The sequence below is a fragment of the Symbiobacterium turbinis genome, assembly GCF_055383075.1.
Window position 1 is genome coordinate 3,254,359 of record NZ_AP042433.1, and the last position, 25,245, is coordinate 3,279,603.

Below are 25,245 nucleotides of genomic sequence, written 5' to 3' on the forward strand. Positions count from 1 at the left end.
CGCCAAGCTCAGTCTCAGCTACCAGTCCGAATGGGCTTCTGCCCAGGGATGGGCTCGTAACAGTCAGCAAGACGGTCGGGCCGACCGATAAGTTGAGACTGCGTTCGAACGTACTGTGTACCGGCAGTACCCGCCCCTCCAGGCGCGGGAGCAAGCGTGCGACGAAATCGGAAGGAATGACAAGCAACGGCCACATCTCCCTGTCGGGCCAACGGAATGCCCGAGGTCATGGTACCTTTCGGTGCCCACAGAAGCAAGCTCCGACCTCGGGCGACCTCGGTTCCGGAGACAACGCCCGGGACAGGTGCAATCCCCTGGGTCGGTGCGGGAGGTGATCTGGGCGATGATCGCGGAATTGCGAGACGATGAACGGGGGTGGCCGATATTGAAGCGCCGGACCGACCCCTGGCGCCGGCGTGCGCAGTGGACAACGGACTGCTCCACGGCGTGGCTCGGCGCAACCCCGAAAGAGGCGATGGACCGCGCCCGGCAGGGGCTGGCGCGCGCAGATCCGCGCTGCGACATGAAGGCGACGGTGGAGCAGATCGATCTGCCGGAGGCGGACGAACCGCCGGAGGAAGATGACCTGTGGAAGGATGAGCCGGAGGGGGAGATGGGTGAGTGAGCGCCCCGCGCCTGCCGCTGATGATCCCGGTGATCCAGCGTTTCCCGGCTGAGAAGGTCGCCGACGTGGAGGCCGCCATGCGGTCGGCGCTGGAGCGGCTCCGCCTGAAGGAGAAGGTCCGCCCGGGCATACGGGTGGCCATCACCGCCGGCAGCCGCGGCATCGCCAACATCCCCCTGATCCTGCGCACGGCCGCCCGGTATCTGAAGGAGCTCGGGGCCACGCCGGTCATGGTGGCGGCGATGGGCAGCCACGGCGGCGGAACCCCCGAGGGGCAGCTGGAGGTGCTCGCCAGCCTCGGCATCACCCCCGGGGCGGTGGAGTGCGAGGTGGTCGGCGGGGCCGAGGTCGTCGCACTCGGCAGCACCGCCAGCGGGCTGACGGTCTACTTCAATGCCTTTGCCGCGCGGTGCGACGGCGTGCTGGTCATCAACCGCATCAAGGCGCACACGTCGTTTCACGGCCCCCTGGAGAGCGGCCTGGTGAAGATGATGGTGGTGGGCCTCGGCAATCCGGCCGGCGCCGCCCAGTTCCACAGCCTCGGCCCAGGGCGGCTCTCGCAGGCCCTGGAGGAGATCGGCCGGGTGATCCTGGAGCGCATGCCGGTCCTGGGCGGGGTGGCCGTCCTGGAGAACGGCCGGGAGGAGACCGCCGCGCTGGTGCCGGTGGAGCCGGACGAGATGATCGAGCGGGAAAAGGAGCTGCTCATCCGCTCGAAGGCGCTCCTTCCCCGGCTGCCGGTGGAGGAGCTGGACCTGCTCATCGTGGAGGAGATGGGCAAGGACATCTCCGGCACGGGGATGGACACCAACGTCATCGGCCGCGTCGGCATCTTCGGGGTGCCCGACGGCGAGCCCGCCATCCAGCGCATCGCCGTGCTCGACCTGTCGGAGGGCTCCCACGGCAACGCCAACGGGATGGGGCTGGCCGACTTCATCACCCGGCGCTTCCGGGAGAAGATCGACTTCCAGGCCACCTACCTGAACACGCTCACGGCGACGTTCGTGCAGCGGGCCCGCATGCCCATCGTGCTGGAGACGGACCGGGACGTCATCCTCACCGCCCTGCAGACGCTGGGCAGCCCGGCGCCCGATCGGGTGCGGGCCATCCGCATCCGCAACACCCTCATGCTGGAGCGCATCCGGGTCTCGCCCGCCGTCTGGGAGGAGATCCGGGGCCTGCCCCACGTGGAGGCCACCGGGCCGGCGCAGCCCCCGGCGTTCGACGCGGAAGGTAACCTGCTGTAGACAAGCGAGAAGAGAGACCACCGCAACGCAGGCGGTGGTCTTCGTCTCCTTCTCAGTGATGCCCGGACCGTGCGGCCGGGCCGCAGAGCCAGAAGTCGGGCTAGAAATAAAGGTCCCGCTCGCCGGCCTTGATGCGCGCCAGCCGCCGCTCGGTCTCGGCGCGCACCTGCTCGCTGGGGATTTCCGCCAGGTTGGCCGCCTCGGTGCGCCGGCCGATCGCGCGGGTCTCCTCCGCGGCGTAGTCCTCCAGGTACTCCTGGAAGGTGAGCAGGGCGTTGGGCTGGCAGAGGTTCTGAATCTGCCCGGTCTTGGCGAGGGCCATGAACCGGTCGCCGGTCCGCCCCTGGCGGTAGCAGGCCGTGCAGTAGCTGGGCAGGTAGCCTTCCCGGCAGAGCCAACGGATGACCTCATCCGGGGTGCGGTGGTCGCCCTGGCCGAACTGGGCGGTGGCCTCCCGCTCCTCCTGGGTCATCTGGCTGTAGCCGCCGATGCCGACGCTGGAGCCGGCGCTCATCTGTGACACGCCCACCCGTAGCACCTCAGCCCGCATCTCGGGCGTCTCCCGGGTGGAGATGATCATGCCGGTGTAGGGCACGGCCAGCCGGAGGATGGCCACCAGCTTCACGAATTGGTCGTCGGACACCAGGTGGGGGAAGGTTTCGAGGCTTACCCCCGGCGCCGGCTGGAGCCGGGGCACCGAGATGGTGTGCGGCCCCACGCCGAACCGCTCCTCCAGGTGGCGCACGTGCAGCAGCAAGGCCAGGACCTCGTACCTGTAGTCGTACAGGCCGAAGAGCACGCCCACGCCGACGTCGTCGATGCCGGCCTCCATCGCCCGGTCGTGGGCGGTGGTGTGCCAGTCGTAGTTGTGCTTCGGGCCCCTGGGGTGCATCTCGGCATAGGTGGGCCGGTGGTAGGTCTCCTGGAACAGCTGGTAGGTGCCGATCTGGGCCGCCTTCAGCCTGCGGTACTCCTCGGTCGTGGTGGCGGCGATGTTGACGTTGACCCGCCGAATGTTGCCGTTGCCTTCCCGGACGCTGTAGATCGTGTTGATGCAGTCGACGATGTAGTCGATGTCGCAGTTCCGGGGATCCTCGCCGGCCTCAAGCAGCACCCGCTTGTGGCCCATGCGGATCAGGGCCCGCACCTCTTCCGCGACCTCTTCCTGGGTGAGCCGGCGGCGCATGTGTTTGATAACCTAAAAGGGAGCCATTTGGGGGCCATTTGATCACGTAAAAGTGAGCCACCTCAATCTTCCAAACCTGTAAACTGGGATGTACCGCATTTCCAGTTTGCAGGGGTGAAAGGATTGAAGATCGAGATGGCTCATGTTGAGCGTATCAGATGGCTCCTTCATGTGGAAGGGAAATCGCAGCGACAGGTGGCGAAGGCGCTCGGAATCTCTCGGAAAACAGTCGCCAAGTACGCACAGCTGACTGAAATCCCGCGATACCAGCGGCAGAAACCGGCTCAGCCCGTGGTGCTGACCCCGGAGTTTCAGGCAGAGATCGAGCGGCGACTCGCGGAAGACGAGATTTTGCCCCGTAAACAACGGTGGACCGGAAGGACTATCTACGAGGACCTGGTTGCCCTGGGCTACCAGGGCAGCGAACCTACCGTCCGGCGTTACATCGCCAAGATCCGGAAGCTGAAGCGAGTGCAGCCGGCCTTCATCCCCCTCGCCCACGACCCCGGTGAGAGCATCGAGGTGGATTGGGGTGAGGCGGTAGTGGTCCTCGACGGTGCAGAAGTCACAGTCCAGATCCTGTGTGTCCGCTTACGTTGGAGCGGCATGCCGGTTGTGATTGCGTATCCGACTCAGCGGCAGGAAGCCATGTTCGACGGCCTCCGGCGGGCGCTGGAGCGCTTGAGCGGAGTTCCCCGCCGTATGACCCTGGACAACCTGAAGCAGGCGGTGAAACGAATCCTGGAAGGCCGCAACCGGGAAGAGCAGGATGCCTTCCTGAGCTTCCGCACCCACTACCTCATCGACAGCAACTTCTGCAACCCGGCTTCCGGTAACGAGAAAGGCTCGGTAGAGAATCTGGTCGGTCTCGCCCAGCGTTACATCGTCGGGCCACACCGGGAAGCCAGAACCTGGGACGAACTCAACGCCATTCTGTGGCAGCGGTGCCTGGAGTATGCCAGGCGTATCCCCCAGGGCTCGACGCAGTCCATCCTGGAGCGCTGGGAGGAGGAGAAGAAGTACCTGCGCCCTCTCCCTGCCCGGCCATTCGATTGCTGCAAGGTGGCGCTGGTTTCCAGCAACAAGGTGTCCTGCGTGACGTTCGAGACCTGCCGCTACTCCGTACCGGTTCAGTATGCGAACCGGCCACTGCAAGTGCGGGCCTACTGGGACCGGATCGACATTTACGCCGGGCAGGAGAAGATTGCCAGTCATCTCCGTTGCTACGAGCGCAACCGGGAGATCCTCGCTCTGGACCACTACCTGGAACTCCTTCACGTAAAGCCAGGGGCGCTGGAGCAGGCGAAGCCCTACCGGATGGCGCAGCTTCCGCCCGTTTACCACCAGTTCCGGGCCGAGATGCAGGCGCAGGGCCGCAGTGACCGGGAGTTCATCGAGATCCTCATGCTGCACCGCGCCTATTCGGTTTCAGAGGTAAGTACCGCTCTGGAGCTGGCCCTGGCCCAGCGAACGGCTTGCTACACGGCTGTCAAGCAACTCCTTGCTGTTCAGCCGGATCTTGGAGCCGAGGCATCGACCTCCACCGCCGGGGAACTGGCCGGCATTCGGGTCCAGCAACCCTCACTGGCCGAGTACAACCGGCTCCTGAAAGGGGGTGTGGTGCATTGAGCCAGGAACTCCTGCTGGACTACTACCTGAAGCGCCTGAAACTCCCCACAGTCCGGCGGCTGTACAAGGAGCTGGCGCGGGATGCAGCAGAGCACAACAAGACATTTGAGGAGTACCTACAAGCGCTCATGGAACAGGAGGTGATCCATCGGGAAGACAACCAACTCCAGCGCCGTCTCAAGGCTGCCGGCTTCCCTGTTCCCAAAACACTGGAGTCCTTCGACTTCACGGTCATGCCGTCCGTGAACAAGGCCAAGATCCTGGCGCTGAGCAAGAGTGAGTACATCCGGGATCGGGAAAACATCCTCCTTGTTGGAAACAGCGGGACAGGTAAGACTCACCTAGCTACAGCACTCGGCATCGCAGCGTGCCGGCAGGGCTACCGGGTTCGCTTCTGGCGCGTGGGCCAGTTCGTTGCCGAACTGCAGGAGGCGCAGAACGAGCACCGCCTCAGCCGCCTCGAAAAGCAGTGGCTACGGTTCGACCTCGTCGTGCTGGACGAGCTTGGCTATGTGTCCCTCAGCCGCCCGGCCAGTGAACTGCTCTTCCACTTTGTCGCCGCACGGTACGAGCGGGGCAGCCTGATCATCACGACGAACCTGGAATTCTCGGAATGGCCGCAGGTGTTCGGGGACCAGAAGATGACAGCAGCGTTGGCAGACCGTGTGACTCACAAGGCCCACATCATCGAGATGAATGGGGAGTCGTACCGGTTCCGTGAGACCCTTCGACGGCAGGAAGCTTTGAAGCACCACCCGGAAACACCGTAAGCCCCGCAGGTATAAACTGGCAACCCGCCAACTGGAAACCGCAATGGAAGCAAAAACAGCCCTGTAGGGCTGTCAGGTGGCTCACTTTTGGATGATCAAAGTGGCTCCCAATCTCTTGATCAAACACAGGCGCACCTCCTTCTCGTTGGAGACGCGGAAGCCGCAGTAGCGGCAGTTGTTGACGCACAGGTTGCTGACGTAGAGGGGAGCGAACAGCACGATGCGGTTGCCGTAGATCTTCTGCTTGATCTCGTAGGCGGTGCGGTAGATCGCCTGCAGGTGGTCCGGATGTTCCACCATCAGGAGGTCTGCGACCTCCTCCAGGTCCAGCCCCCTGGCAAGGGCCGCCTTGTCCAGGATCTGCCCGAGGCGGGCGGCGGTGGGGGCGGAGGCGGAGCCCAGCAGGCGGTCCAGCACCGCGTCGTCAATAAAAGTCGCCTTTTCAGCGGCAATCGGCATGGCAGATGCCTCCTTTCAGGCGGTCCACCGGGGGGAGTGCCCCGGCCCGGTGGCCACAAACCGACCTTCGCCCAGAACAAGGGCGGTGACGCAGGGAGCGCAGTGTTCGGGCTCCTCCCGCAGGCAGATCTTGTTGGGGTAGAGCTGGTAGTGCTCCCGGTACCTTCCGGGGGTGACGTTGGGCATGATCACGTTTGCCCCGCAAGCCAGGGCGAGCTGTCTCCCACGGGGGTGGATTGAGCCCAGCGCGGTGGTGGCCGGCACGTGCGCGTCGGGGATGACGAGCCGGACGCAGGCGACCGCGTTCAGCGTCTGCTGGGCGGTGCCGGCCGGGGCATCCGCGAGGGGCGTGTCGGGGGCCGGGATGAACGGCCCGATGCCGGCCATCTCCACGTTCAGCCTCTTCAGGAGCAAGATGTCGTCGGCGAGGGTCAGGGCGGTCTGGCCGGGCAGTCCGACCATGAAGCCGCTGCCCACCTGGTAGCCCAGCTCCCGCAGCCACTGCAGGCACTGCAGCCGCTGCTCCAGGCGGCGGCCGGGCCGCAGCCGGGCGAAGAGGTCAGGATCGGCGGTCTCGTGCCGGAGCAGGAAGCGGTCGGCGCCGGCCTCCCGCCACAGCGCGTACTCCTCCCGGGTGCGCTCGCCCACGCTCAGCGTGACGGCCAGCGGGGTGGTGGCCTTGATCTCTCGCACCACCCCGGCCAACTCCTCGGGGTTCAGGGCGTCGCCCTCGCCAGACTGGAGCACTACGCTGCCGTAGCCCAGCCGGCTGGCGCTCTGCGCCGCCTCCACGATCTCCCCCGGGGTCATGCGGTACCTTCGCACCCGCCGGTTGGAGCGGCGGATCCCGCAGTAGCAGCAGTCCATCCGGCAGATGTTGGAGAACTCGATGAGGCCGCGCAGGTGGACCCCGTCGCCCACCGTGCGCGCCCGCACCCGGTCAGCCGAGGCGAACAGGGCCTTCTGCTCCTCGCCCTCCAGGCTGAGCAGGCAGGCGAGCTCCTCGCGGGCCAGATCCGCCCCGGCTTCGGCGCGCTGGATCAGCGCTGACACATCCTTCCGGATCATCCTGCGCTCCCTCCCAACAACTCGCCCAGCTCCGGGAACGGCGTCAGGGCACGGGGCAGGATCCCGTGCAGATGCGCGATGCAGACGCCGTAGTTGACGATGGGCACACCGGCGGCCTGCGCCCGGCGGATCCTGCTCAGCATCAGCCTCCGGTTGGCCATGCAGCCGCCGCAGTGGACGATGAGCCTGTACGCTTCCAGGTCCGCGGGCATCTCCCGGCCGTGCGCCCACTCGAACTGGAGCTTGCCGCCCACCCGCTCCTGCAGCCAGCGCGGAATCTTGACGGTGCCGATGTCGTCCTTCTGCTGGTGGTGGGTGCAGGTCTCGGCGATGAGCACCCGGTCTCCGAGGCGAAGTTTGTCGATTGCCCTGGCCCCCCTCACGAGCTCGGCGAGGTCGCCCTTGTGCCGCGCCATGAGGATCGAGAACGAGGTGAGGGGGATCTCGGGCGGCACGACCTTGCTCACCGGTCCGAAGACCTGGCTGTCCGTGACCACGAGGGCGGGGCGGCGCCCCAGGGCGCGGAGCGCGCCGGCCAGATCCGGTTCCCGCACGGTGGCGGCGACGGCCCCGGCATCCAGCGCTTCCCTGATCGCCTGAACCTGCGGCAGGATGAGCCGCCCTTTGGGTGCGCCCGCGTCGAGGTGCACCACGAGGACGACCAGGTCGCCGGGCGCAATCAGGTCCGCGAGCAGCGGCACTTCCGACGGATCGACGGGAGCGGCCGCGATGATGCGCTGCCGGAGCGCCGCCACGCCCGGCGGGCCCACGCTGCTGCACGCCCAGAACGGGAAGCCGAAGCGTTCGGCCAGGCGCTCGGCCTGGGCCACGGCGCCTGCAGGATCCCGGTCCGCCATGGTCACCGCGCCGACGGCGGGCGTGCCGCGCCGCTTCAGCTCCTCCACCAGCCGCGCGTCGGCCTCGCCCGGCTCCTCCCCGGCGGGGACGGCCAGAACGGCGAGGTCGGTCTCGTCCAGGATCTGAAGGCTGCGCGCCGCCCGGAGCCGGCCGAGCTCCCCTTCGTCGTCGATGCCGGCCGTGTCGATGAGGACCACAGGCCCCAGCGGGTGCAGCTCCATGGGGCGCCGCACCGGGTCGGTGGTCGTGCCGGCCACCGGGGAGACGAGCGAGACCGCCTGCTGGCTCAGGGCGTTGATCAGGCTCGACTTGCCGGCGTTGCGCCGGCCGAAGAAGGCGATATGCAGGCGTTGGCTCGAGGGGGTACGCTGTGCCGTCATATTTGTTCACCCTTTCACATGCCAAGGTCATTGTAATCCGTTTGTAATGGGTCCGGCGCAGCCGCTCCGCGGGTTTGCCGAAAACGGGCCCTTCCGGAGCAGGTGAGCTGAACCGAAGGCGGAGGGGTATCTAGGGTGATCCCCCGAGGGCGGTGCCCGCAGCGCATCCGACTTCCAAAGGAGGCGCGTGGGAGGCGCGTGAATTCGTGTGGCGTAACGTTTATATACTCAGACAGCCGCCCTAGCAGGAATTTTGCAAACCGAGGGGAATACCATGTCACATGGAGACAAACCGGGACTGCCGCTTGCAACCCCTGAAGGCCCTGAACAACAACGTCCTGCTCGCGTACGACCTGGCGTCCGGCCAGGAGGTCGTGGTGGTGGGGCGGGGGCTGGGGTTCCAGGTCTCGGGCCCTGTCAGCCCCGACGATTCGCGCATCGAGAAGGTCTTCCGGCTGGATGAGAGCCGGAACCGCAAGCGGTTCCTGCGCCTGACGGAGACCATTTCGGGCAGCGTGATCGGCGTGGCCGAGGAGATTCTCCACCTGGCCGCCGGTCGGTTCGGCCCCCTGGGGGAGGAGGCCCACCTCACGCTGGCGGAACACCTGGCGGCGACGGTGGACCGGGTCCGGCAGGGGATGCCGATCCCCAACCCGTTCCTGGCCCAGATTCAGCTGCTCTACCCCGAGGAGTACGAGTTGGCCGGTCAGGCGGTCCGGATGATCGCGGCCCGGCTTGGCGTGACGCTGCCGGAGGAGGAGCAGGGAATTCTGGCGCTGCACCTTCTCGGGGCGCGGCGCAGGGAGTCGCCCAAGGCCGTGGCGCGCCACCAGGCCCTGATCCGTGAGTCGGCCGCATTTCTGGCCGAGGAGGCGGGCATCTCCTGGTCCGAGAACGATCCGCGCCTGGCGCGCGTCCTGCTCCATCTCAGGCTGGCGATCGAACTGATCGTCTCGGGAAAGGGTGAAACGAACCCGGTTCTGGACCGCATTCGCAGCGAGTACCCCGAAGCGTTCGCCCGGGCCCGCCGGCTGGGCGACTACATGGCCCAGCGGCTGGGCCGCCCGGTGAGCGACGACGAGGTGGGGTACCTGGCCCTGCATCTCCTTCGCTTGAAAAACCTGACTCAGTGACTCGCGGAGCTGGCGTGTTACCGTTGACCGTAAACGGGCATGAGCCAGCCAGAGGAGTCCCGGCACCTGCGCGGGTGGTGGGGCGCTCTGGCTGGCTTTCTGTTTCGCCCGGGAAACGGGGGAAGGGGGGAAAGGCGACAGGTGACTGCAGCTCCCGGTCCTGGCTTACAACAACATGCTGTGAGAAGGAGGTCTGGAGGATGCTTGCTCAGCTGCAGAAGGTTGGTAAGGGTCTCATGATGCCCGTGGCGGTCCTCCCCGCGGCCGGTCTGCTCCTGCGGCTCGGTCAGCCCGACGTGCTCGACTGGCCGTGGATGGCGCAGGCAGGCGACGCCATCTTCAGCAACCTGCCCCTGCTCTTCGCGGTGGGCCTCGCGGTCAGCCTGGCCAAGGACTCCGGCGTGGCCGGACTCTCCGGCGTGGTCTCCTACTTCGTCATCACCAAGGTCGCCGTGACCATCAATGACGAGATCAACATGGGCGTCCTGGCCGGCATCATCGGCGGCATTCTGGCCGCCAACATGTACGTGCGCTTCAAGGACACCAAGCTGCCGGACTACCTGGGCTTCTTCGGCGGCCGGCGCTTCGTGCCCATCATCACCGCCGGCGTCTCCACCCTGCTCGGCCTCGTCTTCGGTTTCATCTGGCCGCCCATCCAGCACGGAATCGGGCTCGTCGGCGAGTGGCTGGTGGCGGCGGGGGCCCTCGGCGTCGGGGTATTCGGCCTGCTGAACCGGCTCCTGATCCCGCTGGGGCTGCACCATGTCATCAACAGCCTGGTCTGGTTCGTCTTCGGCGAGTTTCCGAAGGCCGACGGCACCATCGCCACCGGCGACCTGAACCGGTTCTTCGCCGGCGACCCGAGCGCGGGCTTCTTCATGGCCGGCTGGTTCCCGATCATGATGTTCGGCCTCATCGGCGCAGCCCTCGCCATGACCCACGCCGCGCGGCCGGAGAACCGCAAGCGGGTGGGCGGCATCATGCTCTCGGCGGCCTTCACCTCGTTCCTGACCGGCATCACGGAGCCGATCGAGTTCTCCTTTATGTTCGTGGCGCCGCTGCTCTACGTCATCCACGCTGTGCTGGCCGGGATCTCCATGGCGGTCGCGCAGCTGCTGGACATCCACCACGGGTTCACCTTCTCCGCGGGCCTGATCGACTATGTCCTGAACTACGGCATCGCCTCGGACAACGCCTGGATGCTGATCCCCATCGGCCTGGTCTTCGGGGTGCTCTACTACGTGATCTTCCGGTGGGCCATCGTGCAGTTCAACATCCCGACGCCCGGCCGGGAGGTGGACGACAGCGGCGCACCGAGCGTCTGACCAGGCGTCTGATGTATGGATAGAAAACGAAGGAGTGATCGTGATGGACGACAGGACCAAGGCGCAGGAGATCCTGGCCGCCCTGGGCGGCAAGGAGAACATCATGGAGCTCGAGTCGTGCATCACCCGGCTCAGGCTGGTGGTCGACAACCCCGGCGCTGTGGATGACAAGCGGCTGAAGTCGCTGGGGGCCGTGGGCGTCATGAAGGTCGGCCAGGTGGTGCAGGTGGTGCTGGGCACCTCCGCCGAGCGCATCGAACAGATCATGAAGGACATGATCTAGATGCCCGCGGTCACCCTCCTGGCCCCGATCACCGGCCGCGCCGTGCCGCTGGATGACGTTCCCGACCCGGTGTTCTCCGGCCGGCTGCTGGGCGACGGCCTGGCCATCGATCCCAGCGGCGACGTGGCCGTTGCCCCGGTCGCCGGCGAGGTGGCTGCCCTGTTTCCCACAGGCCACGCGGTGGCCCTGAGGACGGACTCGGGCGCCGAGATCCTGCTTCATCTCGGCGTCGACAGCAGCCGGGCCAGGGGCGTCTTCCGCCCCCTGGTCGGGCTGGGCGACCGGGTGGAGGCGGGCCAGCCGCTGATCCGCCTGGACCTGGAGGCCCTGCGGGCGGAGGCCCGCTCGCCGGTGAGCCCCCTGGTGGTGCTGAACGCCGGCGCGGACCGCCAGGTCGAGGTGGTGGCGGACGGACCCGTCGTGGCCGGCCGGGACGCCGTCTGCCGGCTCCGGGAAAGGAGGAAAGGCGATGCGACTCCTTGATCTGCCGCCCTCGGCGCTCACGCAACTCACGCGCGACGCGCTGCTGGAGGGCATCAGGCTCTCTGAAGGCCGCCTGGTGGTGGCCGAGACGGTGGTCGTGGCCCCGCCGCTGGTGGACGGCGTCAGCAACGCGGAGCTCGCGGCTGCCTTCGGCGCGGACATCCTGCTGCTCAACTGCTACGACTGCGAAGACCCGACGATCCTCGGACTGCCCGGAGAGCCGGGCAGGGGACAGACCTGCCGGGACCTGAAGACGCTGGTCGGCCGGCCGGTCGGGGTGAACCTGGAGCCCAGCGACCTGGTCCCGCCCGGCCGCAGGGCCACCCCGGAAAACGCCCTCCGTGCGGTGGAGCAGGGCGCCGACTTCATCTGCCTGACGGGGAATCCCCGCACCATGGTGACCAACGCGGGCATCCTGGAGAGTCTCCGGCGCATCAAGGAGGCCGTGGGCGACCGGGCCGCGGTGATCGCGGGCCGCATGCACGCCGCCGGCGCCGGCCTCTCCGCCGGCGGGGGACTCATCACCCCCGAGGAGGCCGAGGCGTTCGTGGACGCCGGCGCCGACGTGCTGCTGGTGCCCGCGCCGGGCACGGTGCCTGGCAGCACCGTGGGCGAGGTGCGCGCCTGCGTGCAGGCGGCCCAGCGCAAGGGCGCCCTGGCGATGTCGGCGATCGGCACCTCCCAGGAGGGAGCGGACGAGGGCACCATCCGGCAGTTGGCCCTGAACGCCAAGATGGCGGGGGTCGACCTGCACCACCTGGGCGACGCCGGCTACTTCGGCGTCTCGGTGCCCGAGAACATCCTGGCCTACTGCCTGGCCGTGAAGGGCAGAAGGCACACCTACCGGCGCATGGCGTTCTCCGCGAGGCGGTAGCGGCGCCGGCAGACGAAGGGGGGCGGCATCAGGCCGCCCCCTCCTACTCGATTACCGGGCCACTTTGCCGCGCCAGGTCACCATGCCGCCCGACACGTTCTTCACATTGGTGAACCCGAGCCGCTTCAGGAACTGGTAAGCCACGGCGGAGCGGCTGGCCGTCCGGCAGATCAGCAGGATCTCCTCGTTCTTGTCCAGCTCCCGCGCCCAGGTGCGAATCTGGCCGAGGGGCTTCAGGAGCGCCCCTGGAACGTGCCCCTCGTTGTACTCCCAGGGTTCACGCACGTCGATGATCTTCGGCTTCTCGCCCCTTTCCAGGCGCGCCTGCAGCTCAGCCGTGCTGATGGATTCCATGCGCAGTCCAAAACCAAACACGAACCATCGCCCTTTCGTGTGATCTCGCTTTGCAAAACCTCAACAAGGCCATAATACCCCTACCAGTACCGGTAAAGCAAGGGGTTGCAATACCCTGGGGGGTATAGTATATGATAGGCGTGAGTGCATGCAATCAGGGAGGAGAAAATGATGTCCCAGCGCAAGATCGTGATCGTCGGCGGGGTGGCCGGCGGGGCAACGGCTGCGGCCCGGGCCCGGCGCACCGATGAGCACGCCGAGATCATCCTGTTTGAGAAGGGTCCCTACATCTCGTTTGCCAACTGCGGGCTGCCCTACTACGTGGGCCGGGAGATCGGCGACCGCTCGGCCCTGCTGCTTCAGACCCCGGAGAGCTTCAAGGCCCGCTTCAACGTGGAGGTGCGGGTGAACCACGAGGTCATCGGCATCGACCGTGCCGCACAGCGCGTGACCGTGCGAAACCTGGAGACCGGCGAGAAGTTCTCCGAGAGCTACACCGCCCTGATCCTGGCGCCGGGCTCGGTTCCCATCCGGCCGCCGCTGCCGGGCATCGATCTGCCCAACATCTTCATGGTGCGCACGGTTCCGGACGCCGTTGCCATCCGGCAGCTGGTGGAGCAGGAGAACCCGACCCGGGCCGTGGTGGTGGGTGCGGGCTTCATCGGTCTGGAGATGGTGGAGAACCTGGTGGGCCTGGGGCTCTCCGTGACGCTGGTGGAGAAGGCGGACCAGGTGCTGCCGCCGCTGGATCCGGAGATGGCGGCCTTCGTGCAGCTGAACCTGGAGCAGATGGGCGTGGAGGTCATCACGGGCGACGGCATCGCGGCCTTCGCCGGCAGCGACCGCGCGACGGCGGTCCGGCTGGAGAGCGGCCGCGAGGTCGAGGGCGATCTCTTCATTTTGGGGCTGGGCGTCCGGCCGGATACCCGGCTGGCGAAGGAGGCCGGCCTGGCCATCGGGCCCACCGGGGGCATCCAGGTCAACGAGCGGATGCAGACCAGCGATCCCGACATCTACGCGGCCGGCGACGCCGTGGAGACGATCCACCTGGTGACCGGGCGGCCTGCCCTGATCCCGCTGGCCGGCCCGGCCAACAAGCAGGGGCGGGTGGCCGGCGCCAACGCCGCGGGCGACTCGCTCACCTTCCCCGGGGCGATCGGCACGGCTATCGTGCGGGTGGGCAGCGTGGTGGCCGCCTGCACGGGCCTTTCCGAGAAGGCGGCCCGGCGGGAGGGGTTTCAGGTCTACACCAGCTACACGGTCTCCGGCGATCACGCCGACTACTACCCCGGCATGCAGGAGCTGATGAGCAAGCTGGTCATTGAGGAGGGCACCGGCCGGCTGCTCGGGGCCCAGGTGATCGGCGCGAGCGGCGTCGACAAGCGGACGGATGTGTATGCGACAGCCATCCTGGGCGGGATGACCGTGGACCAGCTGGCGAGCCTGGACCTGGCGTACGCGCCGCCCTTCGGCTCCGCCAAGGACCCGGCCATCGTGGCCGGCATGGTGGCGCAGAACATCCGGCGGGGCGCCCTGCGTGTCATCACGCCGGAGCGGCTGCTGGAGCGGCTGGAGGCCGGCGAGGACCTGCAGGTGGTCGACGTGCGCAACTCCTACGAGTTTGAGATGGGCGCGGTGCCCGGCGCCGTGAACATCCCGGTGGACGAGCTGCGCAGCCGCATCGGCGAGCTCGACCCGGCGCGCGAGACGGTGGTCTACGACCGCACGGGTGCAACTGCCTACGTGGCCGCCCGGGTGCTCATGCAGCGGGGCTTCACCGTGTCCAGCCTCACGGGCGGATACGCCCTGTTCCCGGCCGCGGAGGCGGTGCGGATGCAGCGGCTGCTGCAGGGCTAGGACGCTCACATAAGGAAACCGGCCCCCCGGGCGGGGGGCCGATTCAATTTGCTCACTCGGCCGGCGGCGGGTTCCAGAGCGGGTGCCGCTTCCGGGCGTACTCGGCGTCGACCGTGCCGGTGAAGATCGATTTGACCAGCGGCCGGTTGGGGCGGAGCAGGAAGGCGGCCAGGTGAGCCACGATCCCGAGGATGATGAGCCCCGTGCCGATGTTGTGCAGGGCGGTGTTCCATTTGAGGACCGCGTACGGCAGCGAGACGCCCGGCAGGTTCTTGATGACCTTCACCAGGCCGGTCAGGATGAGCAGCAGCACCGTTGCAGCCATGTAGGCGTAGGCGAGCCGCTGTTCGGCCAGGAACTTGCCAGAGGGGGGCTCTGGCTTGCCGGTGAGCATCGCGGCGATGATCTGGACCGACTCCTTCAGGTCGCCCCGGCGGGGCAGGAGGCCCAGCCGCCGCGTGCGCAGGTTGAACAGCACGTGGTAGGCCGCCACGCCGATGAGGACGGCTGCGCCGATGTAGTGCAGGAGCAGGGTAGCGCCGTAGTCCGCCGACCACGCCAGGCCCGGAAGGTCCGCCACCTTGTAGCGCTTGTACATGGGCATCTGGCCGAAGCCGCTGAAGAGCAGCAGGAAGATGGAGAGCGCCACGCCCCAGTGGACCACACGGTCGGACAGGGTGTGCCGGCGCACCTGAGGTCGCCTTGCCATTCTCACGCGTCATCCCCCTTCTTCATCACACGGGCCGCCCCGGCCACCGCGGCCGCCACGCCGGCCACGGGGGCGATGAGCATGGAGAGCGCGAGGCCGGTCGGAGTGTCCAGCATGTTGCCCACGCCCACCGGCATGCCCGGACGGCCGGGCCTGGTGTCGCTTTCCTCCGCCTTGCGCTTGCGAATCGCTGCGTCGATCAGCTCGAACGGAATCTTGGACACATAGAAGGTAGAGGTACCGCCGTTTTCGGTCTCCCCGTAGATGTAGCCGCCGATCTCCTCGGCCCTGCGGCGGGCCAGGGCCCGCATCTCCTCCCGGGGCCCGAACGTGATGGCCCCACGCGGGCAGGCCGCTGCGCACGCCGGCGTCTCGCCGGCCTCCAACAGGTCCACGCAGCCGTCGCACTTGAACATGGCGCCGCCGCCCAGGTATTGCGGGGCGATGTCGAGGTAGGGGCCCACCCCGGCCTGCCGCTGGGGAATGCCCCAGGGGCACACGTCGCGGCACTTGGCGCCGCCCATGCAGGCCGACTGGTGGATCTCCACCATGCCGCTGGCATGCTGCTCGATGGCGGAGAACGGGCAGAGGCTCATGCAGGTCGGGTTCTCGCAGTGCATGCACCGCCGCGGCACCGATACCTCCTGCGCTACGCCGTCCACCTCCACGGTCACCGTCTCCACGTAGGTCCAGTTGTAGGGGGTGAGCCGGGTGATCACGTCGCGCTGCTGCGACCAGTCCTCGTGCTTCTTCTGGGGCCAGTAGTCCAGGATGGGCTGTACGGGTTCCGGGAACCGGTCGGCGTTCTTGGTCCGGCACGCAGCCACGCAGGCCGGCACCGCTTCCCCCTTGCAGCCGTCGCAGCGCGTGAGGTCGATGACCGATCCCATCGGGACCGTACCCGACCCTGCCGCCTCCGCGCGGCCGGTCAGGCCGTAGAGGATGCCGGCCCCCACCGCGCCGGCTGCCACGGAGCGCCTGAGGAAGCTGCGCCGTGATAATGCTGCCATCTGAGACCCTCCTCATCCAGCAATACCTGTACCCGTAGGGGTATACACCGACAGTTTACAGCGGCCAGCCCGGGCCCGCAAGGCACCTTAGACGAAAGTGTGCGGATTTGGCACGAAGGGACTATTTGGGTGCTCGGCTGACGTATCCAGATCGGGAGAGGCAAGGTCCAAACGCGAGGCAGCTCCGAACCTCGCCGCATGCGCGAGACGTCTTATAGACACGCGAGACCTTCGTTGTCTGCGCGGCTGCAGCATGGTATAATACCTGAGTTGCAGCCACAAGATCTGGCTGAATGTAGCGTATATGGCCAGCATGTGGTGGCCATATACTGAATAATTGAGGGGGAAACCAGATGAAGGCGACCTGGGACAAGTTAGAAAAAAACTGGATGCAGTTTGAAGTAGAGGTGGAGGCCTCTGAATTCTCCAAGTCGGTCGAGGCCGCGTTCAGGAAGATGAACCGGCAGGTGACCATTCCGGGCTTCCGCCGGGGGAAGGCGCCGCGGGCCATCTTTGAACGCGTCTACGGCAAGGAGGCGCTTGTCCAGGAAGCCGTGGATCAGCTTCTTCCCCGCGCGTACAGCGAGGCGCTGGAGCAGGGGCAGATCGAGCCGATCGCCCAGCCGGAGATCGAAGTGGTGCAGGCTGAGGAAGGCCAGCCCTTCATCTTCAAGGGCAAGGTTCAGGTGACCCCTGAGGTGACCCTGGGCCGGCTGTCGGGCTTCGGCATCGAGAAGGAAGTGCCCGAGGTCACCGACGAGGAAGTCGAGGAGCAGCTGAACGCCCTGCGGGAGCGGCTGGCCACCCTGGTCACCGACGAGTCGGGCGAGGTGGCCGAGGGCAGCTTCGCCGTCATCGACTTTGAGGGCTTCATCGACGGCGAGCCCTTCGAGGGCGGCAAGGGCGAGGGCTACACCCTCGAGATCGGTTCGGGCAGCTTCATCCCCGGTTTCGAGGAGGGGCTGGTCGGCGCGAAGGCCGGCGAGACCCGCGACGTCAATGTCACGTTCCCTGAGGAGTACCACGCCGAGCACCTGGCGGGCAAGCCGGCCGTGTTCAAGGTGACGGTGCACGAGGTGAAGAAGAAGGAGCTGCCCGAGCTGAACGACGAGTTCGCCCAGCAGGTGAGCCCCTTCAAGACCGTGGAGGAACTTCGGGCCGACATCAAGAATCGTCTCAGTGAGGCCGCCGCGGAGAAGGCGGAGCAGGAGTTCCGCAACAAGATCATCGAGGCCGTGGCCGACGAGGCATCCGTCGAGGTGCCCGAGGTGCTGGTGCACGACAAGGTTCACGACATGATCCACGATTTCGAGCACCAGCTGGCCCACCAGGGGATTACCCTGGAACTGTGGCACCAGATTACGGGCAAGACCCATGAGGACCTTCACAACGAGTTTGGGCCCCAGGCGACGAAGTCGGTGAAGGTGGACCTGGTGCTGTCCGCGGTTGCGAAGCAGGTGGGTCTGACCGTGACCGACGCCGAGCTGGAGGCGGAGTTTGACCGGCTCCTGGCCCTGTACCCGAACCAGCAGTCCTACATCAAGCAGCTCCGGCAGAGCGCGGTCTACCGGGCCCGGCTCCGCAGCGACCTCCTGAAGCAGAAGACGGTCGAACACCTGGTTGAGATTAACTCCGCTGCCTGAATCGGCCAGTTGCGGTATAAGTATCGGGTGGAGGAGGTCAGACTATGAGCTACCTGATTCCGTACGTCATCGAGCAGACGAACCGCGGCGAGCGCTCCTACGACATTTACAGCCGCCTGTTGAAGGACCGCATCGTGTTCCTGGGCACGCCTGTTGATGATCAGGTGGCGAACGTCGTCATCGCCCAACTCCTCTTCCTCGAGAGCGATGATCCCGACAAGCCGATCAACCTTTACATCAATTCGCCGGGCGGCTCGGTCAGCGCCGGTCTGGGCATTTACGACGCGATGCAGCACATCCGGCCGCCGGTGAATACCACTGTTGTGGGAATGGCCGCCTCCATGGGCGCCCTGCTCCTGGCGGCCGGAACCGGCAAGCGCTACGCGCTGCCCAACGCCCGGGTGATGATTCACCAGCCCCACCTGAGCGGGGTGGGCGGTCAGGTCACCGACATTGAGATTACCGCGCGGGAGGCTGTCAAGACCAAGCAGCTCATGGCTGAAATCCTCGCCAAGCACAGCGGCCAGCCGGTGGAGCGCATTCTGGCGGACACCGAGCGCGACCGCTGGATGTCGGCGCAGGAGGCTGTGGAGTACGGCCTGGTCGATGAGGTGCTGCACCCCAGGGAGAAAGCGAGCCGCTCCGCACGCTAAGGAAAAGGGGTGGGGGAATGTTCAAATTCACGGGTGAGGACAAGGGCCAGCTCAAGTGCTCGTTCTGCGGCAAGTACCAGGACCAGGTGAAGCGGCTTGTCGCTGGGCCCGGCGTCTATATCTGCGATGAGTGCATTGAGCTCTGCAACGAGATCATCGAGGAGGAGCTCAGCGAAGAGGTCGACATCGACCTGCGAACCGTACCGAAGCCGGCTGAGATCAAGGCCATTCTCGACCAGTACGTGATCGGGCAGGAGCGCGCCAAGCGCACCCTGGCCGTGGCGGTGTACAACCACTACAAGCGCATCAACCTGGGCAACAAGGTGGACGATGTTGAGCTCCAGAAGTCCAACATCGTGATGCTGGGGCCCACGGGTTCGGGCAAGACCCTGCTGGCGCAGACCCTGGCCAAGATCCTGAACGTTCCCTTCGCCATTGCGGACGCGACGTCGCTGACCGAGGCGGGTTACGTCGGCGAGGATGTCGAGAACATCCTGCTGAAGCTCATTCAGGCCGCCGATTACGACATCGAGAAGGCCGAGCGGGGCATCGTCTATATCGACGAGGTCGACAAGATCGCCCGCAAGTCCGAAAACCCGTCCATCACCCGCGATGTTTCGGGCGAGGGCGTGCAGCAGGCCCTGCTCAAGATCCTGGAGGGCACCGTCGCCTCCGTGCCGCCGCAGGGCGGGCGCAAGCACCCGCACCAGGAGTTCATCCAGATCAACACCACCAACATCCTGTTCATCTGCGGCGGCGCCTTCGACGGCATCGACAAGATCATCGCCAACCGGGTCGGTCGGCGCGGCATGGGCTTCGGCGCGGACATCCGGTCGAAGCAGGAGCAGAACGTCGGCGAGCTGCTGCGGCAGATTCTGCCTGAAGACCTGCTGAAGTTCGGGCTCATTCCGGAGTTCGTCGGCCGCCTGCCGATCATCGTCACACTGGACGCTCTGGATGAGAACGCGCTGGTGCGCATCCTGAAGGAGCCGAAGAACGCCCTGGTGAAGCAGTACCAGAAGCTCCTTCAGATGGACAACATCGAGCTGGAGTTTGAGGAGGAGGCGGTCCGGGCCATCGCCCACGAGGCCATGCGCCGCAACACGGGTGCCCGGGGCCTGCGCTCGATCATCGAGGACATCATGACCGATGTCATGTACGAGGCGCCCTCCCGCACGGACGTCGCGAAGTGCATCATCACCAAGGACGTCGTGCTGAAGAAGGAAGAGCCGATTCTGGTGCCGGTGGGCGATGCCAAGAGCCGGCGCGCCAAGAAGGAGGAGTCGGCCTGATTTCAGGCAGCTGCGAGCCCCAGTGGTTGAAATGACCACTGGGGCTCTTTTCATGTGCGGAACGTTCATCCAGCATTCGGCCCATCCGGAAGCGGAATACTACCTGAGAAACGCCGCGGAAGACCGGCGCTGCGGCTGGTGCCCAACACGGATGCGGAGGAGGGTTTCCAAGCATGGCCCTGGGCGGCATTCTTACAATCATCCACGTGCTTTTCGCCATCGTGATCGGCGTTTACTTCTGGAACCTGCTGCGGAGCCAGCAGGGAAACCGGCTCGCCGTCGAACGCGAGTCGCGCAAGGAAATGGATAGGCTGCGGCGCCTGCGGGCGATCAGCCTGACGGAGCCGCTCTCGGAGCGGACGCGCCCCGCCAGCTTCAGCGAGATCGTCGGGCAGGAGGAGGGGCTCAGGGCCCTGCGGGCGGCGCTCTGCGGCCCGAACCCGCAGCATGTCATCATCTACGGCCCACCGGGCGTGGGGAAGACGGCGGCCGCGCGCCTGGTGCTGGAGGAGGCCAAGCGCAACCCGGCCTCGCCGTTCGGCCCTGACGCCGCCTTCGTCGAGATGGACGCCACCACGGCCCGTTTCGACGAGCGCGGCATCGCCGACCCCCTGATCGGGTCCGTTCACGACCCCATCTACCAGGGGGCGGGTCCACTGGGCATCGCGGGCATCCCCCAGCCGAGGCCCGGCGCGGTGACCCGCGCCCACGGCGGCATCCTCTTCCTGGACGAGATCGGGGAACTCCACCCCATTCAGATGAACAAACTGCTGAAGGTACTGGAGGACCGCAAGGTCTTCCTGGAGTCCGCGTATTTCAGCCCGGAGGATCCCAACATCCCTTCCCATATTCGGGACATTTTCCTGAACGGACTGCCCGCGGACTTCCGGCTGGTGGGGGCCACCACGCGTCTGCCCCACGAGATTCCCCCGGCCATTCGCTCCCGCTGCATGGAGATCTTCTTCCGGCCGCTGCTCCCCGACGAGGTGGCCCAGGTAGCCCGGCGGGCGGCCGAGAAGGTGGGGATGGCCCTGGAGCCGGGCGCGGAGGAGGTCATCAAGCGGTACGCGTCCTCCGGACGCGAGGCCGTCAACATCGTGCAGATCGCGGCCGGGGCGCTCGCCGGTACCGGCCGGCGCACCATTCCCCGGTCTGAGGTGGAGTGGGTGATCAACTCCGGCCAGCTGCAGCCCCGCCCGGACCGGCGCATACCGGCCAAGCCGCTGGTGGGCTGCGTGAACGGGCTGGCGGTCAGCGGACCCAACGTCGGCCACCTGCTGGAGCTGGAGGTGGACGTGCGGCCGGCGAAAGCCCCGGGGCAGGGGGTGGTCACGGTCACCGGGGTGGTGGACGAGGAGGAGATGGGCGCGCCGGGCCGGACCATGCGCCGCAAGTCGATGGCCAAGGGCTCGGTGGAGAACGTGCTGACAGTGCTGAAGCAGTACCTGGAGGAGGACCCGCGCGACTTCGACATTCACGTGAACTTCCCCGGCGGCGTGCCCGTCGACGGGCCCAGCGCCGGCGTGGCCATCGCCGTGGCGGCGTACAGCGCCTTCACCGGCCGGCCCGTGGACAACCGCACCGCGATGACCGGCGAGGTCTCCATCCGGGGGCTGGTGAAGCCGGTGGGCGGCGTGGTGGCCAAGGTGGAGGCGGCGCGCCAGGCCGGCTGCACCCGGGTGATCATTCCCCAGGAGAACTGGCAGGAGTCCTTTGCGCACATGCCGGGCATCCGCGTGGTGCCGGTGGAGCGGCTGGAGGAGGTCTTCGCCCTGGCCTTCGACGTGCAGCCGGAGCGGGCTGCGGCGGCCGCGGCCGCTTCCCTGGACGAGCCGCGACCGGCGGAAGAGCCGCGCCCGGCGCCGGTCTTCGAGCTGCCGCTGCCACAGCCGGCGGTCTCGCTCACGGGTGCCGAGCCTTGACGGCGGCGGGGCGGGGACTCACGCAGTCCCCGCCCCGCATACTCCTGTGGAGGGCAGCGAAAGCTACTTCCGTTCAAACCTCTCGCAGGTGCAGGCGCACCTCTGGCCGCTTTGCAACGTCTTAATATAACGCGTACAGTGGTCCGTCAGGAGCCGAGTGGTTGAACCGGTTTGTTATGATAGAATCGGGAACACGCGGTACTGCCAGGAGGTGAGACCGGTGGCCAACAAGCGTACAGAGCAGCTTCTGAACCTGCCCTTGCTTCCGCTCAAGGGCCAGATCGTCTTCCCAACCATGATCGTTCCGCTTGAGGTGGGCCGGGAGAAGTCCATGCGGGCGGTGGAGGCCGCGATGAACGAGGGCCGGCGCATGGTTCTCGCCATGCAGAAGGACGCCAAGAACGAGACGCCCACGCCCGACGACATCTACCTGGTGGGTACGATTGTCGAGATCAAGCAGGTTGTGAAGGTTCCGGGAGGCACGTTCAAGGTCGTCTTTGAGGGCGTGGCCCGGGCTCGCATTGAACGTTATGTCGCCGAGGATCCCTATATGCGGGTCGCCGTGACGCAGGTGCCCGAGCCGACGACCCGCAGCGCCGAGGCCGAGGCGCTCATGCGCATGGTGATCAGCCAGTACGAGCGGTATATCAAGTCGGCCAAGAAGGTGCCGCCTGAGTCGCTGGTGACCGCCGTTCAGGTGGAGGAGCCGGGCCGTCTGGCCGACACCATCGCGGCGTACCTGACCAACCTGGACATGAAGGACAAGCAGGCGGTGCTCGAGGCCTTCGATGTGGTGGAGCGGCTCGAGCGGGTCTCCGACATCCTGAGCCGGGAGATGGAGGTCCTCGATCTCGAGCGCAAGATCAACGTGCGCGTCCGCAAGCAGATGGAGAAGACGCAGCGCGAGTACTACCTGCGCGAGCAGATCAAGGCCATCCAGAAGGAGCTGGGCGAGCGCGACGACCGGGGCACCGAGGCTGAGGCCTTCCGGGAGAAGATCGAGAAGCTGGGCATGCCGGAAGAGGTGAAGGAGAAGGCCCTGCGCGAGGTGGACCGCTTCGAGAAGATGCCGCCCATGGCTGCTGAGGCCGTGGTCGTGCGGAACTACCTCGAGTGGATCACCAGCCTGCCCTGGTCCACCTACACGGAGGATCAGGTGGATCTGAAGCGGGCCGAGGAGGTCCTGGAGAGCGAGCACTACGGGCTGAAGAAGCCCAAGGACCGCATTCTCGAGTACCTCGCGGTGCGCAAGCTGGTCAAGAAGATGAAGGGGCCCATCCTGTGCCTGGCCGGCCCGCCCGGCGTGGGCAAGACCTCGCTGGCCAAGAGCGTCGCGAACGCCCTGGGCCGCAAGTTCGTGCGCATCTCTCTGGGGGGCGTGCGGGACGAGGCGGAGATCCGCGGGCACCGGCGCACGTACGTGGGCGCGCTGCCCGGGCGCATCATTCAGGGCATGCGCCAGGCGGGCTCCCGGAACCCCGTCTTCCTGCTGGACGAGATCGACAAGATGTCGTCCGACTTCCGGGGCGATCCGGCGTCGGCCCTGCTGGAGGTGCTCGACCCCGAGCAGAACCACAGCTTCTCGGACCACTATATCGAAGTGCCGTTCGACCTCTCCGACGTGCTCTTCATCACCACCGCCAACGTGGTCTGGAACATCCCCCGCCCGCTGCTTGACCGCATGGAGCTCATCACCATCTCGGGCTACACCGAGGATGAGAAGGTGGAGATCGCCAAGCGGCACCTCCTGCCCAAGCAGCGGCAGGACCACGGGCTTACGGAAGAGAACCTGGAGGTCTCGGAGAACGTCATCCGCAGCATCGTGCGGGAGTACACCCGCGAGGCCGGCGTGCGCAACCTGGAGCGGCAGCTCGCGACCATCTGCCGCAAGGCCGCCCGGGAGATCGCGACCAAGGACGATGTTCAGACGGTGCGGGTGACCACGCAGAACCTCCACACCTTCCTCGGGGCCCCCCGGTACCAGTGGGGCAGGCGGCTGAAGGAGGACCAGGTCGGCGTGGCGACCGGCATGGTCTATACGGAGACCGGCGGCGACATCCTGCCCATCGAGGTCTCGCTCATGAAGGGCAAGGGCAATCTGATTCTCACCGGCAAGCTGGGTGAGGTCATGAAGGAGTCGGCCCAGGCAGGCCTCTCCTACATTCGCTCCCGTGCCCGGGACCTGGGGCTGGAGGAGGACTTCCACGCGAAGCATGACATCCACATCCACGTGCCCGAGGGCGCCGTGCCGAAGGAGGGTCCTTCCGCCGGCATCGCGATGGCCACCGCCGTCGTCTCGGCCCTCACCAACCGCCCCGTCCGGGCGGACGTGGCCATGACCGGCGAGATCACGCTGCGCGGCCGGGTCCTGCCCATCGGCGGGGTCAAGGAGAAGTTGCTCGGTGCGCACCGGGCGGGGATCAACAACATCATCCTGCCCCGGGAGAACCAGAAGGACCTGGAGGAGATTCCGGGCAACGTCCGCAAGAAGTTGCATGTGCATCTGGTGGACCACATGGACGAGGTACTCCGGGTTGCCTTGTTGGAGCCCAGGGAAGGCGATGAGCAGATCCTGCCGCCGCCCGAGGCCATCGGGGTGGAAGGGACGCATCCCAGCAGCCCTGTCGTATGAGTTAAAGGGCGGGAGGAACCTCTACCGGGGTTTCTCCCGCCTTCTGCATGGTTGGTAAGGGGCCCGGCGCCGGGCCCTGGCCGGACGAGGAGGGGTTCCATGGGAGTACACGCTGAATTCGTGCTGAGCGCGGCTGCGCCCAGCCAGTTCCCCGCCGACGAACTGCCGGAGGTGGCCCTGGTGGGCCGCTCCAACGTGGGGAAGTCGTCGCTGATCAATGCCCTCGTGCAGAATCGCAAGCTCGCGCGGACATCCAACACCCCCGGCCGCACCCAGACGCTCAACTTCTACCGTATCTGGCCGCAGGGGAAGCCCCGGCTGGCCGCCGCACCCCCGGCGGGCGCAGGGCCTGACCGCTTCACCCTGACCGGCGGGGCCCTCCAGGCGGCACGGGAGAGCGGGGCCTTCTACCTCGTGGACATGCCGGGGTACGGCTTTGCCCGCGTTTCCGAGGCGCAGAGGCGGCAGTGGGCCCGGCTGATCGAGGGCTACCTGCTGACGAGGGGGGTCCTGCGCGGGATCCTGCAGGTCGTCGATCTCCGGCACCCGCCCAGCCGCGACGACATCACGATGCGCGAGTGGATCCGGCACCACCGCCTGCCCAGCCTCTGCGTGGCCACCAAGGCCGACAAGATCGGGCGGACGGCCTGGCCCAGGCATCTGAAGGTGATCGCCCGGGACCTGGGGGTGGGGGGCGACGCGGAGCCGCTGATCCTCTTTTCCGCGGAGACCGGTGCCGGGCGGGAGGATGTGTGGCGGTGGGTCACCGAACAATTAGGCCGTGGGAACATCAACGGATAGGGCAGGAAACATATTTCAATATCCAAGTCAGATGTGTTACATTTAGAACTGT

General features: G+C 66.7%; 22 protein-coding genes and 1 pseudogene. 16 read left to right on the forward strand and 7 right to left on the reverse strand.

Annotated elements, in window-relative coordinates:
* Positions 1-385 precede the first annotated feature (385 nt).
* Positions 386-625 (forward strand): hypothetical protein, encoded by a 240-nt coding sequence (locus ACZ45O_RS15695; RefSeq protein WP_464854274.1) that lies wholly within the window; start codon positions 386-388, stop codon positions 623-625.
* Positions 622-1,872: a nickel pincer cofactor-dependent isomerase, group 22 gene (locus ACZ45O_RS15700; protein ID WP_464854275.1), complete on the forward strand. Its 1,251-nt coding sequence runs from the start codon at positions 622-624 to the stop codon at positions 1,870-1,872. Before ACZ45O_RS15695 ends, ACZ45O_RS15700 begins: the two co-directional genes overlap by 4 nt.
* Before the next feature lie 100 nt (positions 1,873-1,972).
* Here ACZ45O_RS15700 and hydG read toward each other — a convergent pair.
* Positions 1,973-3,064: pseudogene (gene hydG, locus ACZ45O_RS15705) on the reverse strand ([FeFe] hydrogenase H-cluster radical SAM maturase HydG); the annotation flags it as partial.
* 129 nt (positions 3,065-3,193) lie between these two features.
* On the opposite strand from hydG, the gene istA reads away from it, so the two are divergent.
* On the forward strand, positions 3,194-4,687 hold the full coding sequence (gene istA, locus ACZ45O_RS15710; RefSeq protein WP_464857611.1) for an IS21 family transposase: 1,494 nt from the start codon (positions 3,194-3,196) through the stop codon (positions 4,685-4,687).
* Positions 4,684-5,457, forward strand: a complete 774-nt coding sequence (gene istB, locus ACZ45O_RS15715; RefSeq protein ID WP_011196820.1) for an IS21-like element helper ATPase IstB — start codon at positions 4,684-4,686, stop codon at positions 5,455-5,457. Before istA ends, istB begins: the two co-directional genes overlap by 4 nt.
* 81 nt (positions 5,458-5,538) lie before the next feature.
* Here istB and ACZ45O_RS15720 read toward each other — a convergent pair whose 3' ends face one another.
* From ACZ45O_RS15720 to hydF, 3 genes are read right to left on the reverse strand one after another with little or no spacing between them, the layout of a single operon-like run.
* Positions 5,539-5,916 (reverse strand): hypothetical protein, encoded by a 378-nt coding sequence (locus tag ACZ45O_RS15720; RefSeq protein WP_464854276.1) that lies wholly within the window; start codon positions 5,914-5,916, stop codon positions 5,539-5,541.
* 15 nt (positions 5,917-5,931) lie between these two features.
* The gene (gene hydE / locus ACZ45O_RS15725) at positions 5,932-6,984 is read right to left on the reverse strand and encodes a [FeFe] hydrogenase H-cluster radical SAM maturase HydE (RefSeq protein WP_464854277.1); all 1,053 of its coding nucleotides are present in this window, start codon (positions 6,982-6,984) and stop codon (positions 5,932-5,934) included.
* A complete protein-coding gene (gene hydF, locus ACZ45O_RS15730) occupies positions 6,981-8,222 on the reverse strand; it encodes a [FeFe] hydrogenase H-cluster maturation GTPase HydF (protein ID WP_464854278.1) in 1,242 nt (413 codons plus the stop codon). The genes hydE and hydF overlap by 4 nt, the downstream gene beginning before the upstream one ends.
* Positions 8,223-8,503: 281 nt before the next feature.
* On the opposite strand from hydF, the gene ACZ45O_RS15735 reads away from it, so the two are divergent.
* The 5 genes from ACZ45O_RS15735 to ACZ45O_RS15755 all read left to right on the forward strand — a co-directional run bounded on the left by ACZ45O_RS15735 (position 8,504) and on the right by ACZ45O_RS15755 (position 12,320).
* The gene (locus tag ACZ45O_RS15735; RefSeq protein ID WP_464854279.1) at positions 8,504-9,355 is read left to right on the forward strand and encodes a BglG family transcription antiterminator; all 852 of its coding nucleotides are present in this window, start codon (positions 8,504-8,506) and stop codon (positions 9,353-9,355) included.
* A gap of 200 nt (positions 9,356-9,555) precedes the next feature.
* Positions 9,556-10,680, forward strand: a complete 1,125-nt coding sequence (locus ACZ45O_RS15740; protein WP_464854280.1) for a PTS transporter subunit EIIC — start codon at positions 9,556-9,558, stop codon at positions 10,678-10,680.
* A 43-nt stretch (positions 10,681-10,723) separates the two neighbouring features.
* Entirely contained in the window at positions 10,724-10,963 is a 240-nt protein-coding gene (locus ACZ45O_RS15745; protein ID WP_464854281.1) for a glucose PTS transporter subunit EIIB, read from the forward strand.
* A complete protein-coding gene (locus ACZ45O_RS15750) occupies positions 10,964-11,446 on the forward strand; it encodes a PTS sugar transporter subunit IIA (RefSeq protein WP_464854282.1) in 483 nt (160 codons plus the stop codon).
* Complete coding sequence (locus tag ACZ45O_RS15755) at positions 11,433-12,320, forward strand: DUF7916 family protein (protein ID WP_464854283.1); 888 nt, start codon at positions 11,433-11,435, stop codon at positions 12,318-12,320. The genes ACZ45O_RS15750 and ACZ45O_RS15755 overlap by 14 nt, the downstream gene beginning before the upstream one ends.
* Before the next feature lie 51 nt (positions 12,321-12,371).
* Here the strand turns inward: ACZ45O_RS15755 and ACZ45O_RS15760 are convergent, their stop codons facing one another.
* Complete coding sequence (locus tag ACZ45O_RS15760; protein ID WP_464854284.1) at positions 12,372-12,674, reverse strand: rhodanese-like domain-containing protein; 303 nt, start codon at positions 12,672-12,674, stop codon at positions 12,372-12,374.
* A 171-nt stretch (positions 12,675-12,845) separates the two neighbouring features.
* On the opposite strand from ACZ45O_RS15760, the gene ACZ45O_RS15765 reads away from it, so the two are divergent.
* Positions 12,846-14,531 carry an FAD-dependent oxidoreductase gene (locus ACZ45O_RS15765; RefSeq protein ID WP_464854285.1) on the forward strand — a complete coding sequence of 562 codons (1,686 nt, stop codon included), beginning with the start codon at positions 12,846-12,848 and terminating at the stop codon, positions 14,529-14,531.
* A gap of 52 nt (positions 14,532-14,583) precedes the next feature.
* On the opposite strand, the gene ACZ45O_RS15770 is transcribed toward ACZ45O_RS15765, so the two are convergent.
* Together ACZ45O_RS15770 and ACZ45O_RS15775 are read right to left on the reverse strand one after the other, a co-directional pair.
* Positions 14,584-15,240, reverse strand: a complete 657-nt coding sequence (locus ACZ45O_RS15770; protein ID WP_464854286.1) for a formate dehydrogenase subunit gamma — start codon at positions 15,238-15,240, stop codon at positions 14,584-14,586.
* A 2-nt stretch (positions 15,241-15,242) separates the two neighbouring features.
* Positions 15,243-16,250 (reverse strand): 4Fe-4S dicluster domain-containing protein, encoded by a 1,008-nt coding sequence (locus ACZ45O_RS15775; RefSeq protein WP_464854287.1) that lies wholly within the window; start codon positions 16,248-16,250, stop codon positions 15,243-15,245.
* Positions 16,251-16,603: 353 nt separating this feature from the next.
* Between ACZ45O_RS15775 and tig the strand changes: the two genes are divergently transcribed.
* The 6 genes from tig (at position 16,604) to ACZ45O_RS15805 (ending at position 25,193) form a co-directional block, all read left to right on the forward strand.
* Entirely contained in the window at positions 16,604-17,893 is a 1,290-nt protein-coding gene (gene tig / locus ACZ45O_RS15780; RefSeq protein ID WP_464854289.1) for a trigger factor, read from the forward strand.
* Positions 17,894-17,937: 44 nt separating this feature from the next.
* Complete coding sequence (locus tag ACZ45O_RS15785) at positions 17,938-18,546, forward strand: ATP-dependent Clp protease proteolytic subunit (protein ID WP_464854290.1); 609 nt, start codon at positions 17,938-17,940, stop codon at positions 18,544-18,546.
* A 17-nt stretch (positions 18,547-18,563) separates the two neighbouring features.
* Positions 18,564-19,838 carry an ATP-dependent Clp protease ATP-binding subunit ClpX gene (gene clpX / locus ACZ45O_RS15790; protein ID WP_464854292.1) on the forward strand — a complete coding sequence of 425 codons (1,275 nt, stop codon included), beginning with the start codon at positions 18,564-18,566 and terminating at the stop codon, positions 19,836-19,838.
* Positions 19,839-20,011: 173 nt separating this feature from the next.
* The gene (lonB, locus tag ACZ45O_RS15795; RefSeq protein ID WP_464854293.1) at positions 20,012-21,760 is read left to right on the forward strand and encodes an ATP-dependent protease LonB; all 1,749 of its coding nucleotides are present in this window, start codon (positions 20,012-20,014) and stop codon (positions 21,758-21,760) included.
* A gap of 220 nt (positions 21,761-21,980) precedes the next feature.
* Entirely contained in the window at positions 21,981-24,392 is a 2,412-nt protein-coding gene (lon, locus tag ACZ45O_RS15800) for an endopeptidase La (RefSeq protein WP_464854295.1), read from the forward strand.
* 99 nt (positions 24,393-24,491) lie between these two features.
* Entirely contained in the window at positions 24,492-25,193 is a 702-nt protein-coding gene (locus tag ACZ45O_RS15805; protein ID WP_464854297.1) for a GTP-binding protein, read from the forward strand.
* Positions 25,194-25,245: the final 52 nt, after the last annotated feature.

Excerpts from the sequence above, each read along its gene's own strand:
- istA (WP_464857611.1), top strand. The coding sequence starts at position 3,194 with ATGGCTCATGTTGAGCGTATCAGATGGCTCCTTCATGTGGAAGGGAAA.
- ACZ45O_RS15720 (WP_464854276.1), bottom strand. The coding sequence starts at position 5,916 with ATGCCGATTGCCGCTGAAAAGGCGACTTTTATTGACGACGCGGTGCTG.
- hydE (WP_464854277.1), bottom strand. The coding sequence starts at position 6,984 with ATGATCCGGAAGGATGTGTCAGCGCTGATCCAGCGCGCCGAAGCCGGG.
- hydF (WP_464854278.1), bottom strand. The coding sequence starts at position 8,222 with ATGACGGCACAGCGTACCCCCTCGAGCCAACGCCTGCATATCGCCTTC.
- ACZ45O_RS15735 (WP_464854279.1), top strand. The coding sequence starts at position 8,504 with ATGGAGACAAACCGGGACTGCCGCTTGCAACCCCTGAAGGCCCTGAAC.
- ACZ45O_RS15740 (WP_464854280.1), top strand. The coding sequence starts at position 9,556 with ATGCTTGCTCAGCTGCAGAAGGTTGGTAAGGGTCTCATGATGCCCGTG.
- ACZ45O_RS15745 (WP_464854281.1), top strand. The coding sequence starts at position 10,724 with ATGGACGACAGGACCAAGGCGCAGGAGATCCTGGCCGCCCTGGGCGGC.
- ACZ45O_RS15750 (WP_464854282.1), top strand. The coding sequence starts at position 10,964 with ATGCCCGCGGTCACCCTCCTGGCCCCGATCACCGGCCGCGCCGTGCCG.
- ACZ45O_RS15755 (WP_464854283.1), top strand. The coding sequence starts at position 11,433 with ATGCGACTCCTTGATCTGCCGCCCTCGGCGCTCACGCAACTCACGCGC.
- ACZ45O_RS15760 (WP_464854284.1), bottom strand. The coding sequence starts at position 12,674 with ATGGAATCCATCAGCACGGCTGAGCTGCAGGCGCGCCTGGAAAGGGGC.
- ACZ45O_RS15765 (WP_464854285.1), top strand. The coding sequence starts at position 12,846 with ATGTCCCAGCGCAAGATCGTGATCGTCGGCGGGGTGGCCGGCGGGGCA.
- ACZ45O_RS15770 (WP_464854286.1), bottom strand. The coding sequence starts at position 15,240 with ATGGCAAGGCGACCTCAGGTGCGCCGGCACACCCTGTCCGACCGTGTG.
- ACZ45O_RS15775 (WP_464854287.1), bottom strand. The coding sequence starts at position 16,250 with ATGGCAGCATTATCACGGCGCAGCTTCCTCAGGCGCTCCGTGGCAGCC.
- tig (WP_464854289.1), top strand. The coding sequence starts at position 16,604 with ATGAAGGCGACCTGGGACAAGTTAGAAAAAAACTGGATGCAGTTTGAA.
- ACZ45O_RS15785 (WP_464854290.1), top strand. The coding sequence starts at position 17,938 with ATGAGCTACCTGATTCCGTACGTCATCGAGCAGACGAACCGCGGCGAG.
- clpX (WP_464854292.1), top strand. The coding sequence starts at position 18,564 with ATGTTCAAATTCACGGGTGAGGACAAGGGCCAGCTCAAGTGCTCGTTC.
- lonB (WP_464854293.1), top strand. The coding sequence starts at position 20,012 with ATGGCCCTGGGCGGCATTCTTACAATCATCCACGTGCTTTTCGCCATC.
- ACZ45O_RS15805 (WP_464854297.1), top strand. The coding sequence starts at position 24,492 with ATGGGAGTACACGCTGAATTCGTGCTGAGCGCGGCTGCGCCCAGCCAG.